This is a genomic window from Opitutus sp. sgz309028 (assembly GCF_059821195.1).
Genome location: NZ_JCAMRR010000005.1, coordinates 65042 through 81876 on the forward strand (window position 1 = coordinate 65042; position 16835 = coordinate 81876).

Annotated in this window: 7 protein-coding genes; 6 read left to right on the forward strand and 1 reads right to left on the reverse strand. The window is 64.3% G+C overall.

Features of this window, described 5'->3' with window-relative positions; genetic code table 11:
- Positions 1-475 precede the first annotated feature (475 nt).
- Positions 476-1345 carry a site-specific integrase gene (locus tag AC6RV7_RS18685; protein ID WP_500095713.1) on the reverse strand — a complete coding sequence of 290 codons (870 nt, stop codon included), beginning with the start codon at positions 1343-1345 and terminating at the stop codon, positions 476-478.
- Positions 1346-1902: 557 nt separating this feature from the next.
- Between AC6RV7_RS18685 and AC6RV7_RS18690 the strand changes: the two genes are divergently transcribed.
- From AC6RV7_RS18690 to AC6RV7_RS18715, 6 genes are all read left to right on the forward strand, one after another.
- Entirely contained in the window at positions 1903-4836 is a 2934-nt protein-coding gene (locus tag AC6RV7_RS18690) for a glycosyl hydrolase (RefSeq protein ID WP_500095714.1), read from the forward strand.
- Positions 4837-4911: 75 nt separating this feature from the next.
- A complete protein-coding gene (locus AC6RV7_RS18695) occupies positions 4912-7398 on the forward strand; it encodes a glycoside hydrolase family 95 protein (protein WP_500095715.1) in 2487 nt (828 codons plus the stop codon).
- Positions 7395-9806 (forward strand): glycoside hydrolase family 95 protein, encoded by a 2412-nt coding sequence (locus AC6RV7_RS18700; protein ID WP_500095716.1) that lies wholly within the window; start codon positions 7395-7397, stop codon positions 9804-9806. The genes AC6RV7_RS18695 and AC6RV7_RS18700 overlap by 4 nt, the downstream gene beginning before the upstream one ends.
- Positions 9803-14581, forward strand: coding sequence for a GDSL-type esterase/lipase family protein (locus tag AC6RV7_RS18705; RefSeq protein ID WP_500095717.1), 4779 nt, complete (start codon positions 9803-9805; stop codon positions 14579-14581). The genes AC6RV7_RS18700 and AC6RV7_RS18705 overlap by 4 nt, the downstream gene beginning before the upstream one ends.
- A complete protein-coding gene (locus AC6RV7_RS18710) occupies positions 14578-15414 on the forward strand; it encodes a sugar phosphate isomerase/epimerase family protein (RefSeq protein WP_500095718.1) in 837 nt (278 codons plus the stop codon). The genes AC6RV7_RS18705 and AC6RV7_RS18710 overlap by 4 nt, the downstream gene beginning before the upstream one ends.
- A gap of 5 nt (positions 15415-15419) precedes the next feature.
- A complete protein-coding gene (locus AC6RV7_RS18715) occupies positions 15420-16793 on the forward strand; it encodes a Gfo/Idh/MocA family protein (protein ID WP_500095719.1) in 1374 nt (457 codons plus the stop codon).
- Positions 16794-16835: the final 42 nt, after the last annotated feature.

A 16835-nucleotide genomic window follows, 5' to 3' on the forward strand; every position in this document is an offset into this window, starting at 1 on the left:
GGTTGTGCAAATGGCCTCTTGGTCAGGGGACCTGCGCCCCCCCGATACCCTCGGCGTCGGGCTCCGCCCGACACCTGCTCGGCCTCTGTGTCCGCGTTGCCAGTCTCAAAAGGTCCCTCCTCCACCACTTCGTGGTTGGCGGGACCAAATCATGCCGCCTGATCGTTCGATTCAACCGTCGCTGACGGCACCTTTGGCGTCGGCAAGATCGCCCACAATTCTCCCGTCATCTCTTCGGACCACCGTCCGAGGTAATTCTTTCGGATCTTTGCTTCACTCGTGCCACAGCCGATTGCGACCTGCGCCAGCGACGCGCCTGGCGCGTAGCACATCGCGGAAATCCCCGTATGGCGGAGGATGTCGGCGCACGGGAAATTGTGCTTGTCGCGCACTTTGGCCCACTCCCGCTCCGCAATGGTCGGAGATGCCGAGGGGCACAAACCGTTCGGCGGTGGATACGCGTCCAGCCATTGCTTCAATGGTCCGCACAGCTTTCACGGCAGAATTCGGTCGCCGTGAGCTTTGCCGTGGACCTCCTACCGCCGGGGCGGAAAACCGTCTTGTTCGCCCGAAGATCGGCGTCGAGCCGGTTCGCCTCGCCCTCACGGGTTCCCAGCCGCAACGCACCGAAGACACAGCACGCGGCATAAGGGATCCACGCTGGAGCCCGCGTTTCAAAGTCGCGCAGGAGCGCTCCGACAGCGTTTGGCATTAAAATCGGGGGTTTCCCGCGATTCACCTTTCGTCGTTCCATGCCCTCAGCCGGGTTTTTCGCGATATAACCCTTCGTAACCAACCAGCCGAGGAACGTGCAGACGTCGCCAAGCAAACCATTGTAGGTTGAAGGACCGACATCGGCCGGCAGCGCGGCGAGCAAACCCTCGACTTCCGCCCGGGTTGGATTGCCGACTGCCGGACGGGCAACGTGGGCAGCGAACCGCTTCGCGGCTTTGGACACATTCGTCACCTGCGACTCGGAGATCCCGACCTTCCGTCGGTCTTCCTTGTATTCGGGGATGGCCTTCGCCCATTCGATCGTCGCCGGTCGCTTGTAATTCGCGAGCAACCACGTCGCAGCTTCGACCGCCGTTAAGCCGAGCTGCTTGAAAATGCGATTCGATGCCTCTGCGTCGCCAAGCTCATCCGCCTTCAAGCGCGTAGGAAGCACGCGTAGTTCTTCGTGGCTATCGTCGATCCACTGCTTGGCAAGGAGGCGGGCCGCTTCGAGGCTGCGGACTATCTTGCGTCGGTCTTGGCCCAACACCACCGACCGAACGCGAAAAATCTCCGAACCATCAGGTCGGGTTTTGCTCGTTATCGTTGGTGGTTGCTTCGGTCTGCTCACCGTTGGGCATATGAAAGGAACACTTTTTTCGGCAACCGCATGCCAAGAACTTCTTGGCATCGGCGTTGGCCCACGACCCTCTTTTAGAGGAGAAAGCTTGGAGGCGCGGGCCGGAATTGACCGTCTATCGCTGCGAGTGTCTACCCAATTTGGCCATCTCTCAGAGGTAACCAAGCATAATCCGATTTAACTGCGATTAACCGATTTGAGCTATTTTGGTGTCCCGTTTGGTGTCCCGTTGCAGATGCAACGGTTGGTGGAATCGACGGACTGTTGGCTTGGATCACAAACCTTGCCGCTCAACGGTTGACCGTGCGGCCCTTTGTCAAGAAGCGCGCGCCATCCCTTGCTGGAAATACCCCGTTTGGTTGCTCGTCCCCATTTGCTTTCGTGTTCGTTCGAGTCGGCGAGCGATCTGCGGGTCGTCTGGTCCCCACATTCGATCCCGTATGAAATCCAGTATTCGCGTTTCGTTGGCATCGCTCGTGTTCGTAGTGACAGGCTTTGCCGGAACCCCGCCGGCCGATCCACTGGCCCGCGGTTTTGCCGATCCTCCGGTGAGTGCGCGACCACTGGGTTGGTGGCATTGGATCAACGGCAATGTCACGAAGGAAGGCATAGCGGCCGACCTGGAAAGTTTCCGGCAACAAGGACTCGGCGGAGTGCAGATGTTCGACGTGGAGATCTATCTGCCGCCGGGCCCGGTGCGCTACGGCACGGAGAACTGGCATGAACACGTGCAGTTCGCGATGCGCAAGGCGGCGGAACTGGGCCTCGAGTTTCACGTCATGAACACGCCTGGGTGGTCCGCGAGCGGCGGACCTTGGGTGACGCCCGAGCGGTCAATGAAGCGGCTCGTCTGGACGGAAACGTCCGTGAGCGGCGGGGGTGCACTCGCCGTGACGCTGCCGCTTCCCGATCTCACACCTTACTACGGCGGACGGGGCGTGCCGAAGGAACGGTTTTACCGGGATATCGCGGTGCTGGCAGTGCCGCCGACGAGCGCACGAATCGAAAACCTCGAGCCTAAAATTAGCTGGGCGGCCAAGCCCGTCACCCGTCCCACCGGACCGGATACGCCCGGCATCGCGCCCGAGTCCATCATCGATCTGACCGGCAAAATGGATGCCATGGGACAGCTCACGGTCGAGTTGCCGCCGGGCGACTGGACGCTGCTACGTTTCGGTTTCACCACGACGGGCAAAACCAATCATCCGGCGGTGCCCGAAGGGCATGGTCTCGAGATCGACAAGTTCGATGCCAGCGCGGTCGAGTTTCAGTTTGAGCGTTCAATCGAACGTCTGATTCGCGATGCTGGCCCGCTCGCCGGTGGCACCTTCAACGGGCTGCTCTTCGACAGTTTCGAGGGCGGATTTCAAAACTGGACGGCGGCGTTTCCGGAGGAGTTTCGCGCCCGCGCCGGTTACGATTTGCTTCCGTGGCTGCCGGTCCTGACCGGACGGATCGTCGGTTCGCGGGATCGTAGCGAAGCGGTGTTGTGGGATTTTCGATACGTCATCGAGGAACTACTGGCCGAGAATTATTACGGCACGATGCATCGCCTGGCGGCGCGCCATGGTTTGCAGATCTACTCCGAAAGTCAGGGCGGGCCCATCACGCCGATGTCGGCCAACCGGCACGTCGACGTGCCGATGAACGAGTTTTGGGTGCCGGACGCCGCCAGCCGTGCTTCTCGCATCAAGATGTCGACGTCGGCCGCAAGTTTCCACGGGCGCTCGGTGGTCGCGGCGGAAGCGTTCACCGCCACGCCGGAGAACGGACGTTTTCAGAACACGCCGGGCACGTTGAAACGCGCCGGCGATTACGCGTTCACGCTGGGGCTGAATCGATTCGCGCTCCACTCGCTCACGCACCAGCCCGTGTCCGAAGCGGCGCCGGGCTTCGCGCTCGGCCGTTACGGTGTGCACTTCGGACGTCTGAATACGTGGTGGCCCTACGCCGACGGCTGGCTCGGCTACCTCGGCCGCAGTCAGTTCCTGCTACAGCAGGGCCGCACGGTCGCCGATGTCTGTTTGCTGGTCGACGAGGATCTCGGCTACGGCCTGCCCGCCGCGACGGCTGATTCGCTGGCCGGCTACGATTATGAAGTGGGTTACCCCGACTATCTGTCTGCAATGACAGTGCGCGACGGCGTGATCCATCACGCCGCTGGCGGCCGTTTCCGGTTGCTGGTGACCCCGGAGAAATCCACCGCGAAAACCTGGATGGCCCGGATTTCGACGCTGCGGAAACTTCGCGACCTCGTCGTCGCCGGGGCGCTGCTTTCCGGCGAACCTCCAGTCGCCCCCGCAGGCCTCAAGGATTGGGAAAAACGCGCCGAGTTCGACCAGCTCGTCGCCGAGATTTGGGGCGGGCTGGATGGCCAGGGGGTGAAATCGAAGTCGCTGGGGCGCGGGAAGGTGTATGCCGGAGTGAAGCCGCGCGACATTCTCGCACTAGAGAAGATCGCGCCGGACGTCGGCGGTGATACGGCCGGCGGAGACGTCAAATTCATCCACCGCTCGGCGCCGGGAGCGGAAATCTATTTCGTCTTCAACTATTCGGATCGATCGCGACGACTGCAGCTGGATTTCCGGCAGCCGAACCGGAAGCCGGCGCTGTGGGATCCCGCCTTGGGGACGCGTGGCACGGCGCCGGTTTATCGGCGCACGGAGACCGGCGTGTCGCTGCCGGTGACGCTGGAACCGTGGGGATCGACCTTCGTCGTGTTCCGTGACGCGCTACCGAAACGGTGGATCGAGGCGGCGGGCGAGGGGATCGCAGCGGTGCGCCCCGGTGAACTGCTGACCGCCGCCACGAGCCTCGATGCCGTGTATTCCGACGGCGCGCGGGAACGAATCGAAGCCCGCCCGCTCCCTGCAAGCGTCGCGATCGCCGGTCCTTGGGACGTGGAGTTCGCGGATGGCCGCGGCGCGCCGCCGCGCGCTACGTTCCCGGAACTGATTTCCTGGCCCGACCGCGTGGAACCCGGAATCCGTCATTACTCCGGCACGGCGATTTACCGCACGCGTTTCGAGGTGGCGGCCCCGCCGGATCAACATCAGGTGGCGATGATCGATCTCGGCGTCGTTGCCGACATTGCGCGCGTCTTCGTGAACGGACGCGAAGCCGGTGTGGCGTGGCGCGGGCCATTCCAGGTCGAGGTCACACCGCTGTTGCGAGCCGGCGAGAACTCGCTGGAAGTGCACGTGGCGAATCGGTGGATCAACCGCCTGATCGGCGACGAAGCCACGCCGGTGCCTTATTCCTACCAACCGCGCGGCGTGAGCAAATTCACCGACGGACGTCTGCTGCAGCTGCCCGATTGGCTTTACGATCCCGCGAAGCGCGCTAAGGATCCGCGTCACAGTTTCAGCACGTGGAAGCATTACGAGGCGGACTCGCCGCTCGTGCCCGCGGGACTTCTCGGGCCGGTGTCGTTGCGATGGTTGACGCGAATCGTTCCGGAAGATCGAGGCGGCTCCTTTTAGCGATACCATTCCAGCCGAGGACGTCGCCCCTTCAGGTCAGACCAGTTCGACTCCATGCTTTAGCTCCCATATATCATGAAGACCCCCATATATATTGTATCGGTTTTTATAGCGTTTGCCGGTTCGCTTCAGGCGGAGTCATCGCCGCTCGTGATGTGGTATGACCGCCCGGCGGTTTATTGGGAGGAGGCTTTGCCGGTGGGCAATGGACGGATGGGGGCCATGGTTTTCGGCGGAGCCATTCGCGAACACATTCAACTCAACGAGGAAACGATTTGGTCTGGAACGCCCCGGCCTGCCATGACCAACCCGGCGTTCGCGGAAACCCGCCGACGCCGGCAGGAGCTGATTCTCCGGGGCGAGTTCCGGAAGTCTGAGGAGTTCAAGCTTTCCCCGGAGGATCTCGCCGGGCTGGCGCTGCCAGCGGCCAAGCCCATACCCGGCACCTCCGGCAACCGCCATGTAGCACAACCGCTGGGCGACCTGTTCCTGCACTTCGATCATGGCGGCGCGCGTGAGCAGCATTACCGTCGGAGTCTCGACCTCGATACCGCCGTAGCCACCACGACCTACACCGCCGGCGGCGTAAACTACACCCGGCAGGTTTTCGCGAGCCATCCCGCGCAAGTGCTAGTGATCCAACTCACGGCCGATCGGCCGGGAGCGATCAACTTCGAGGCGTCGATGGACTACCGACGCGACGTGGAGGCGGACATGTATCGCTACGATGCCGAGCTTGGCCCGAAGGTGGCGAGTGTGACCACACCGCCGCGGCCGCTCTGGCACGCGCTCGGCGACAATCGCTTCAGCTGGCAGGGCCGGGCGCATCCTGAGGGAACTCGATTCGACGCCCGCTTTCTGGTCCGGAATCAGGGAGGGACTGTGACCGCCACGGCGGAAGGTTTTCGCGTCTCAGGAGCGGACGCGGTTACGATCCTCATGTCCGTCGGCACCGACTTCCGGGGCAACGATCCCGCCACGTCGGCCGTGCGCGACCTCGCCGCGGTGGCATCGCAGCCGTTCGAGGCTTTGAAGACCGCCCACGTGACCGATCATCAATCGCTTTTCCGGCGGGTAAGCCTCGATCTGGGGCGGACGCGAGCGGCGACACTGCCCACGAATCGTCGCATCATGGCACAGATGTGGGGCGTGCAGGACAACCGCGTCGATCAGCAGACCGATCGCGATCCCGACTTGTTCGCGCTGTATTTCCAGTTCGGTCGCTACCTCATGATCGCGTCCTCGCGGCCTGGCACGTTACCGCCGCCGTTGCAGGGGCTGTGGAACGACAGCCTGTTGCCGCCGTGGTTTGGGCAACACACGTCGGACATCAACGTTGAGATGAATTACTGGCCGGCGGAGACGACCAACCTCGCGGAGTGCCACACCGCGCTGTTCGACCTGATCGACAGCTTCCTGCCTGCCGCCCGCGAGACGGCGCGTCTTTCCTACGGCGCGCGCGGCCTGGTGCTGCATTCGATGAGCAACTACGGCCCGAAGACGGCGTCGGGTTACTGGCCCGATTTCGCCGGCTGGGTCGCGCAGCATTACTGGGAGCACTACGCGTTCAGCGGAGATCGTGACTTCCTGCTTCGGCGGGCGTATCCGTTTCTCAAGGACTGCGCCCTTTTCTATCTCGACACGATGGTGCGCGATCCGGCGAGCGGCCGGTGGCTGACGGGGCCCACCTATTCGCCGGAAAATCGTTTTGTTGGTCCTGACGACGGCCAGCCTGTGCATGTCGACGTCGGTGTGACCATGAGCATGGCGATCGCTCGCGAGGTGTTTACGCACTACCTGCGCGCTGCGGAGATCCTCGACGTCGATCCGGAGTTGCGCGCCGAGGTTGGCGCGCGCCTCACGGCGATGGCGCCGTATGCGATCGCGTCCGACGGCCGGTTGCAGGAGTGGCGCGCCGACTATGGCGAGACCGAGCCCGGTCATCGGCACCTCTCGCATCTCTATCCGCTTTATCCCGGCGCGGAGTTTACGCCCAGAGGAACGCCAGAGCTGGCCGAGGCCGCGGGCAAGGCTCTGCGGCGCCGGCTCGATCACTACAGCGGATGGACGGGCTGGAGCCGCGCATGGAGCATTGCGCTGGCCGCGCGACTCGGGGACAAGGCGCTGGCGCACGAACAGCTCCGGCTGCAACTCGAGCGCACGACGTGGCCGAACCTGATGGATTCGCATCCGCGGCTTGGCGGCAACACCGCCTGCTTTCAGATCGACGGCAACTTCGGCACCACCGCCGCCCTTGCGGAGATGCTGTTGCAGAGCCACGCGGGAGCGATCGAACTGCTGCCCGCCTTGCCCGGCGCCTGGCGGAAAGGCAGCGTCACCGGCCTGCGCGCCCGCGGCGGCTTCACGGTGGATCAGTCGTGGAATGACGGATTGCTGCACGAGGCGGCAATCACCGCCGCAAACAACGGCTCCTGCACGGTGCGAGCGGCGCAACCGTTTCGTCTGGGGACGCTTCGCAGTCAGCCCGACGGTGGCGGAGGCCACATGCTGACGTTCGACGCGATCGCCGGCAGCCGTTACGTCCTGGAGACCACGCCATGAGCCTGCGGTCCGTGCGATTTCCGGCTGCGTGGGCACTGGGCCTGGCCATCCTGCCGCTCGCGGCAGAAGCCGGCGACCGGCTGTGGTATCGGCAGCCAGCTTCAACCTGGAGCGAAGCACTGCCCGTCGGAAACGGCCGGCTCGGCGCGATGGTTTTTGGCGGAGTGGAAAACGAGCGGCTGCAGCTCAACGAAAGTTCTGTCTGGTCCGGCGGGCCGGGCGACTACGACCGGGTGGGCGCGTGGCGATTTTTGCCGGAGATTCGCGGGCTGCTCTTCTCGGGACGGGTCAAGGAGGCCGAGGCGCTCGTCAACCGCGAGTTTCTCGGCGATCGTCCGCCGGGCGCCTATCAGCCGCTCGCCGATCTCCGGCTCGATTTCGAATTGCCCGGGCCGGTGACCAACTACCGGCGAGAGCTCGATCTGGCTAGCGGCGTGGTGCGGATCACCTTTCGTTCGGGTAACACAGATTACGTTCGCGAGGTGTTCGCCAGCGCCCCCGACCAGATTGTCGTGGTGCGGCTGACGGCAAACACGCCGGGGGCGATTTCCTTCCACGCCCGTTTGACGCGGGATGTCGGTGGGGCGACAACCACGGCGACCTCCACCGGCCTTTCCTTGGCGGGTCAGGCGGATGCGGGATTGCCGACGGCGGGCGTGCGGTTCGCCGCGCAGTTGCAAGCACGTCTGCAAGCCGGACGGATGACCACGAAGGATGCGACGTTGCACGTGCAGGAAGCCGATGCGGTGACGCTGCGTCTCGCGGCGGCGGCGGATTTCGGCGGAGCCGAACCCGCCGCGGCATGCATCCGGCAGCTGGAAGAAACGAGCCGGTGGGACGACGTGATGCTCCAGCGCCGCCATCGCGAAGATCACGCGCGATACTTTGCGCGGGCGAGACTGACGCTCGGCGATCCTGCAGAGGACAGGCTGCCCACGGACGAACGAGTGGCGCGGGTGCGTGCGGGTGCGAACGATCCAGGGTTGGCAGCGCTTTTCTTCCATTTCGGACGTTACCTGTTCATCGCCTCCTCCCGACCCGGTGGGCTGCCGGCCAACCTGCAGGGATTGTGGAACGACGATCCCAATCCTCCGTGGTTCTGCGGGTGGCATTTCGACATCAACGCCCAGATGAACTACTGGCTCGCGGAAGTATCAGCCCTCGGTGAACTGCACACGCCGTTGTTCGATCTGATCGACCGGTTGCGCGTCAATGGACGTCGCACGGCGCGCGAGGTTTATGGCGCGCGTGGATTTGTCGCGGCGCATCGCACCAATCTCTGGTCGTTCACCAGCCCGGTGAAGGGGTTGACGGTCTGGCCGGTGGGCGCGGCGTGGCTGTGCCAGCACCTCTGGGAGCATTATCGATTCACGGGCGACCAGGCGTTTCTGCGCGAGCGGGGCTATCCGGCAATGAAGGAAGCGGCGGAATTTTTCCTCGACTGGCTGGTGGTCGATCCGCGTTCCGGCCGGCTGGTCAGCGGTCCCTCGATTTCGCCGGAAAACTCCTACCGGCTCGACGATGTCCGTAGTGGAAATCTCGATATGGGTCCGGCCATGGACCAGCAGATCATCGCCGAGCTGTTCGACAATTGTCTCGCGGCGGCGCGCGAACTTGGCCTCCGGGATGCGTTTGTGACGGAAGTGGCCGAGGCGCGCTCCCGGTTGGCGGAATCGCAAATCGGGGCGGACGGACGTCTGCTCGAATGGTCGCAGGCGTTCCCCGAGCGGGAGCCGGGGCACCGGCACATGTCGCATCTTTACGCCGTTTATCCCGGAGCGGGAATCACGCCGCGGAGCACCCCGGAACTCGCGGCCGCGGCAGTCCGTTCGCTGGCGTTTCGCGTTTCAGGCGGGGGCGCGACGAGCGCGGTCAATCTGAGCGACAGCAGCAACACCGGCTGGAGCCTGGCCTGGAACGCGGGTCTGTGGGCCCGTCTGGGAAAACCTGCGCAAGCGCACGATGCCTTTCACTCGCTGCTCGCGCGATGCGTGTTCCCGAATCTGATGAACACGCATCCGCGCAAGGACCGGGAAAACGTGTTTCAGATCGACGGCAATTTCGGCGGCGCCGCGGCGCTGGCCGAGATGCTGTTGCAAAGTCATGCGGACGCCATCGAGCTGCTGCCCGCGTTGCCGGCGGTGTGGCCGGACGGACAGTTTTCCGGCTGGCGCGCGCGGGGCGGTTTCATCGTGGGGGCTCGCTGGTCGGATGGTCACCTCGCCGCGGCCACGCTTCGCGCCGACACCGTGGCACCCGTGGCGCTGCGCGCGCCCGCGGCATTTTCTGTTTCGATTTCCGGCCGAACGGTCGCGCGGTCGCATCCGGATCAAGGCACCCATCTCGCGCGCTTCACGGCCGGGCCAGACGCGGACTATGTGGTGATGCCCGTCGAATCCTCTCCATGACTGCCCTGTTTCGTCACCTCGTTCTCCTGCTCACGCCGGCCCTCGCGCTCGCCGCCGACTTCTCCCCACTTGGCGTGGGATCGCTGGGCGAGATCAACGCCCGCGACGGGGATCGCGCGTTCAATACCGCGTATTACGACAACGCGGTGCTCGCCGGAGCGCCGTCGACGACGCGATTGGAGACATATGTTGGCAGCGAAGCCGACGCCCCCGCCGGGCTGGCGGCTCCGAGGCTGTCCGCGCGCTGGACCGGCACGCTCACGCCGGCGGTCTCAGGCGTTTTCCCGGTGCGCGTGAGCGGGCCGATCGCGCTGCGCATCGACGGAAAACTGCTCGCAGAAACGGAGGCGAGAGCCGCTCCCGCGACGGTTCACGTCCCGATGAGGCAGGGGCGGCCTTATGAAATTTTGGTCGAAGCGGCCAACTGGGAGCGCGGCGTGGCCGTAGCCGTGGAGTGGGGGCGGCCGGCGCCGTTGCCGGAGGAAGCCACCAGCGAACCGCCGGCGGAGATGCAGGCGGGGCCCGTCGCCGGCGCCAGCATTGGAAACGCGGCGACGTTGGAAAATGAAAGTTACCGAGCCGATTCGCGTGCCGATGGAGCGCTGGTGTTGACGGAGAAACGGAGCGGGGCGCGTGCTGTTTTTGCCCCCGAGTTCGTGGTTGTTCATCAGCGGAAAGGGCAGCAGACGAGAATGGACCCGAAAGGCGGGAAGTATCTCGACGAAGGTTCGGTCGGAAATACGAACTACGTCGTTCCCTCGTGGGAGAAGGAAACGGATTACCTTGTCGCCGCCCGGCCGCGCACCCGCCTGCATGCGAACGCGGCGCGGCAGGAGGGCGATCGCATCGTCTGGGATTTCCCGGAGCAGCCCGGTTATGCGCTGCGCGCGGAAGTGCGGTTGCCCGACGACGGCACGGCGCCGGCTTTGAGTTTCGAACTGAAGCCGAAGGAGGCCGGCCAGTTTTCGGTCGGCTACGCCGGGGCGCCGGCGCGCGCGATGCGCGACGCGGACTGGATCTGGCAGCCGCTGGTGTGGCAGGAGCGCCGATTTCCGAATCGTTCCTATCTGACGAAGGAGTTCCAGTGTCCGATTCCGTTTGTCATGGCCGGATTCGACGGTGCGGCCGTGGGCGTCGGGGCAGACGCAGCCGAAATGCCCTATCGGATGCCGACGATTTCCGATTCTCGTTTTGGCGTGCTGGTGCGAAACGCGGCGGGTGAGGCGCAACCGATGCTCTTCGCCCCGATTTTGGGCGGTCCCGAGTCAATCCGGGCGGCCGGGGAGAATTACACGTTCCGGCTCCGGCTGGTGGTCAGACAAGGCTCCTGGTTCGACGCCTATGAACATCTGGCGCGCTCGCTTTATCGCTTCGGCGACGTTCGCGAAAACCTGGAGGTCTCGCTGAACACGACGATCGAAAACATGACCGACTATTTTCTCCGGGACGAGTTCGCGTATTGGTATCCCCGTTACAAGACGTGGGGTTACCAGAACGACGGAGGGCCGGGCACCGGTCGCCAACAATCGGCCGCCGACGCCATCTCGCTGGCGCTGGTGTTTGACCGGGCGGAGATCCTGGAACGCCGCGCCCGGCCGACGCTGGAGTATGCGCTGTCGCGGAAAAGCAACACCACGAAGTTCGACGCGGCCGATTTCATGGGAGGGTTCGTGAACTACCCCGTGGACATGGCCGCTTCCTACCGCCTGACCGGCGGTCGCACGACGGTGTTGCGCGAGAAGCTCGCGCCGGCGATGCAACGGCCGATCTCCGCGGCGACGCCGATCCTCACCGACCGCGACGGCCTCGCGCTGTATCTCGCGTGGTATCGCGTAACGAAGGATCGAGAGTATCTGGAACGGGCCGTGGCCGCGGGCGACCGCTATGTGGCGGCGCGGATCGCCCGTCCGGCGGCTGATTTCGGCGACGTGCGTTCCTCCTTCTGGACCGAGCTCGCGCCGGGTTACGACCTCCTTTACGAGCTTTACCGCGAGAGCGGGGAGAAACGTTTTCTCGATGCCTCCGCCGCGGCGCTGCGGGCGTTCACCGCCTACACGTATCTGGTGCCCGTGATTCCTGCGGGCAGCTTCACTGCGAATCCCAACGGCGTTTATAATGGCCAGCCGGTGCCGGAGGAGACCGTCCCCGCCTGGCAGGTTTCCGCCAACGGACTTGCCGCCGAGTGCGCGGGGACCGCGCACAGCCATCGCGGCGTCTTCATGACGAGTTATGCCGCCTATCTAGTGCGGCTCGGCGCCGAGGCGCGCGAGCCGCTGTTCACCGACATCGCCCGCAACGCCGTGGTCGGACGTTACGCCAACTATCCGAGCTACGCCTATCGCAACGGTTACACGACGGTGCATCAAAAAGCCGGATACCCGCTCCGCCCGTTCGAAGAAATCAAGAAGTTCACCTCGGCCCACTACAATCATCCGCTGCCGATGACGGCATTCCTCGTCGACTACCTCGTCGCAGATTTCGCCGCGCGCTCCGAGGGGCGCATCGATTTCGAAGGCGATTTTACCGACACCGGCGCCTATTTTCGCAACCGGCTTTATGGCGCGCATCCGGGACATTTCTTCGGAGATGACGGCGTTTATCTCTGGCTGCCCAAAGGGCTGCTGACGGTGGGATCGTCGCAGCTCAACTACCTCGCCGCCCGCGGAAACGGGAAGCTCTACCTCGCGTTCGCGAACCAGTCCGGCCGCACAATCACGACTGATTTCCTCGTGAATCCGGCGCGTGTTCGCGCCGCCGGAGGCAGGCGTGCGAAAGTCTGGCAGGACGGCCGGGAGGCGGGAACGATCGAGCTGCAGGACGGCCGCGCGACAATCACGGTGGCGCCGAAAGGAATCGTGGCGCTCATGGTCCCCGATGTGGAGATCGCGACTGAAATTCAGGAGGCCGCACTCGATCCCGACTCCGCTCCGCTTCCCCCGGGCAGCTCCGTGGTGGCGAAATCGGCCTTCGGCGACGTGACCGCCACGGCGCTGCGGTTCGGCCGGGGACTCACGAGCGTGCATGTCTGGCTGAAGGCCGGTCCGCAGCAGGTTCGATCCGCCACGCTGCGAGCACACGCGGGCGCTGATCGCATCGACGTGGCATGCGACCGTTTTCCATTTGAGTTCACGGTGGCGGTTGACGACGCCGCGACTGATTTCCGGTTCGTCGTGGAAGCCGAGACGTCGACCGGCCGGATTACTTCGGAGGCGGGGATCGTGAAGCTGACGTCCGCCGCCCAAGCGTCATCGTCGCTCCGGGTCGTCGCCCCGGAGCAGATTACGCAGCAGGGTGACGTGCCGGGCCTTGTCGCGACGGAGCGAACCGTGTTGACGAACGAACCCGCGGGCGGGGCGGCGGCGATCGTCGACTTCGATCTTTCGACGGTGGCGGAAACGAAGACGCCGTGGGCAAGGCTCATGTTGAATCTCGAACGATCGCCCGTGAAACGGCCGGGGCAGGCCGCGAGCGTGGAGCGGGGTGCGATTCATGTGCTGGCGGTGGACGCTTCTGGACGTGAGGAACTGGCAGGCAGCAGTCATCTGAAGCCCGGCGGCAGCCAGGCGAACTATCCGCTGGATGTGACCTCGGCGGTGAACTCCGTTCTGGCGCGGCGCGCCTCCGAACGGAGATTGCGCCTCGCGATTCGACTCACGGGGAAACCGGTGCCCGGCGAAGTTTACGCTCTGCCCAAGGAACTGCCCGTCCTGGAGATCGCGTCGTCCGCCAACTGGACCGACGATGCGGAGAGGCGCACGGACTCGATTTTGCGAGGGAACGAAGTGTATCGCGAGTCGTGCCTGCCGCTGACCGACGATCGCTCGCGGGAGGTCGAGCTCAAGCTGTTGTATCCGGTAAAGCACGTCACCGAAGTCATCGCGCTTGGCACCGCCGAACGCTTGCGCGAGGGTAGGGATTGGGTGCTGCGCGACGGTCGGGTGTTCCTGCCGGTCGGTTCCCACGCGCCGGTGCAGCTGGAGTCTGAATTCTTTCTCACGCCGCGGAAGGAGAAGGACGGTTCCGTCAAAATGATCCGCAACGCGGTGAAGCTGGTGAGCGGGTCCTGGTATCACGAACGCCAGATCGAGGTGAGCTATGAGCCGGCGGCGCGGGACTGGGCCTGGCCGGCGGCCCGCTCATCGATCGCCGATCTGCCGCGCACCAGGAAACGTCTCGAGTCGAAACAGCCGCTCACGGTCGTGCTCTTCGGCGACAGCATCTCGGAGGGATTCGACTCGTCGGGGCGCGCCGGCGTGTGGCCTTATCAACCCGGTTACGGCGATCTCGTGATGCGGCGGTTGCGAAGCGTTTACGGCGCTCCGATCACGTTCATGAATCATGCCCGCGCCGGCGGCACCTCGGCGCATGCGACCACGCAGGTCGATTCGCAGGTCGCCTGGTTCAAACCGGACTTGGTGCTGCTTGCCTATGGCATGAACGATCGCAGCGAGCAGCGCCGTGCGGCGCACCGTGAGAATCTCGAAAAAATCATCGATGCCGTGCGTGCGCGTTCGCCGGCAACGGAGTTCGTCGTGATCACGCCCATGTTGAACAATCCGCGGCAGCCGACCGGTCTGGATCCCGTGAAATTCATCCGCGACGAGGCGCTGCGAATTTCCCGGCCGGGGGTCGCCTTCGTCGATCTGACTTCCACTGAGTTGGCCCTGCTCGAGCGAAAAAACTACCTCGACCTCTCGGGCAATGGCGCCAACCACCCGAACGATTTCCTCCATCGCATCTACGCCCAGCGTATTCTCGAAGTCCTGCTCCCATGAACCTGAACGCCCGATTGCTCTTCACTCTCGGCCTCTTCGCCAGCGGCGTGCTGGCTGCGGAATCCGCCCGTCCGGAACTCGTCTGTTCCGCCTACACGTTCCGCAAGGAAACGCTGTTCGGCGCGATCGAAAAGGCCGCGCAGTGCGGCATCCGGAATATCGAGACGTTCACGAATCTCCCACTCAGTCCCGAGGATCCCACGCGCGTTTACGAATTGTCCGACGCCCAGTTGAAAACGCTGCAGACCCATCTCGACCGTCACGGCGTGAAGATCGTGAGTTGCATGGGCGCGGTGTCGAAGGACGAGGCTAAAGCACGGACATTTTTCGCCGCCGCGAAACGACTTGGCGCGCGCAATATCGGCACCGACTCCGTCGACGCGATCGACACGATTGAGAAGATCGTCGGCGACTACGATCTCACCGTGGCCTTTCACAACCATCCCGCGAATCCGCAGAAGCCGGCTTATCGCAATTCGGATCCGCATTTCATGCGCGCGCTGCTCGAAGGCCGCGATTCGCGCATCGGAGTCTGCGCGGATACCGGGCATTACGCGTCATCGAACGTCGTTCCGCTCGAAGCGATCCGCCTGCTCGCGGGCCGGATCAAATCGGTGCATTTGAAGGATCGCGCCGCCATCGGGCATCGCACGCCGGACCAGGTTTACGGCACGGGCGTGCTCGATCTTCGGGGAATTTTCCGGGAGTTGCGCGCACAGAAATTCGCCGGCTGGATCGTCATCGAATACGAGGCGAACCCCGGCAACAATTTCGACGAGGTTCACCAGTGCGCGGATTTCGTTCGCGCCCAACTGTCGTTGTCCAACCCCTGATTCCCATGACCGAATTCACGTTGAATCGTCGCGCGTTTCTCAAGACGAGCCTCGCCGCCGCGGCCTATTTCAGTCTGCCGCGCGTGAGCATTGCGCAGGCTGGGCCGCCGCCGAGCCGCCGCGTCAATGTCGCCTTCGTCGGTGTGGGCGGCATCGGCGGCTCGGCGCTCTCCGGCTGCGAGGGCGAGAACTACGTGGCGTTTTGCGATGTGGACGACGCTCGCGCCGCGGCGAACTACGCGAAGTATCCGGACGTTCCCCGGTTTCGCGACTTCCGGGTGATGCTGGAAAAGCTGGGACGGCAGATCGACGCTGTCGTGGTGTCGACGCCGGACCACACGCATTTCGCCGCGGCCTACGTTGCGATGGAGATGGGCAAGCACGTCTATGTGCAGAAGCCGCTCACGCACGACATCTGGCAGGCGCGCACGCTGCAGCGGGCCGCGCATCGCTTCAAGGTCGTGACGCAGATGGGCAATCAAGGTCACGCCGGCGAAGGGATCCGCCTGATCAAGGAATGGTATGACGCCGGCGTGCTCGGCGAGGTGCGCGAGGTCCACGCTTGGCTCAGCGGCCCGGGTTTCGCGGACGCGAAGTATTTCAGAATTCCGCCGCAGTTTCCGCCAGCGAACATCCCCGTGCCGGCGACGCTCGACTGGGAGCTGTGGCTCGGACCGGCGCGGAAGCGTCCGTTCACGGCGGAATACGCGCCGCTGTTCTGGCGCAGTTGGTGGGATTTCGGGACGAGCATTCTGGGGGACTGGGCCTGCCACACGCTTGACGCCCCGTTCTGGGCCCTCGGCCTCGGTATGCCGACACGCATATCGGTGGTGAACCTCGAGCCGATCGCGCCCGGTTTCAGCCATCGCACCTCGCATCTGAAATTCGAATTTCCTGCGCGCGGAGAACAGCCGCCCGTGACGCTGCACTGGTATGATGGCGGCCAGAAGCCGCCGATGCCGCTCGATTGGGATCGCAGCAAGCCCTGGCCGAACGGCGGCATGATCATGGTCGGAAACCGGCGCACACTGATGACGGGCGCCCGGCCCGACAGTCCGACATTGCTGCTGCCGCCGGCGGAGTGGGATGAGTTTCGGCGCAATCTTCCGGCCAAGACGATCCCGCGAGTGAAAGGCGGACCATTCCAGGAATGGTTGCGCGCCATCAAAGGGGAAGGCCCGGCACCCGGTTCGAACTTCGACTATTCCGCGCGCCTGACTGAGGTCTCTTTGCTCGGAGTCATCGCCCAGCGGAGCCAGCGGGACATCGCATGGGACGATGCCGGAATGCGGATCACAAATCATCGCGACCTCGACCACCTGGTGCGGGAGCAGCCGCGGCGCGGCTGGCGCTACGGCGAGGCGGCGTGGCGCAGTTGAGGCTGTATTCGTGCCGTGGATGCGGGACGCGTCCGCATCCCG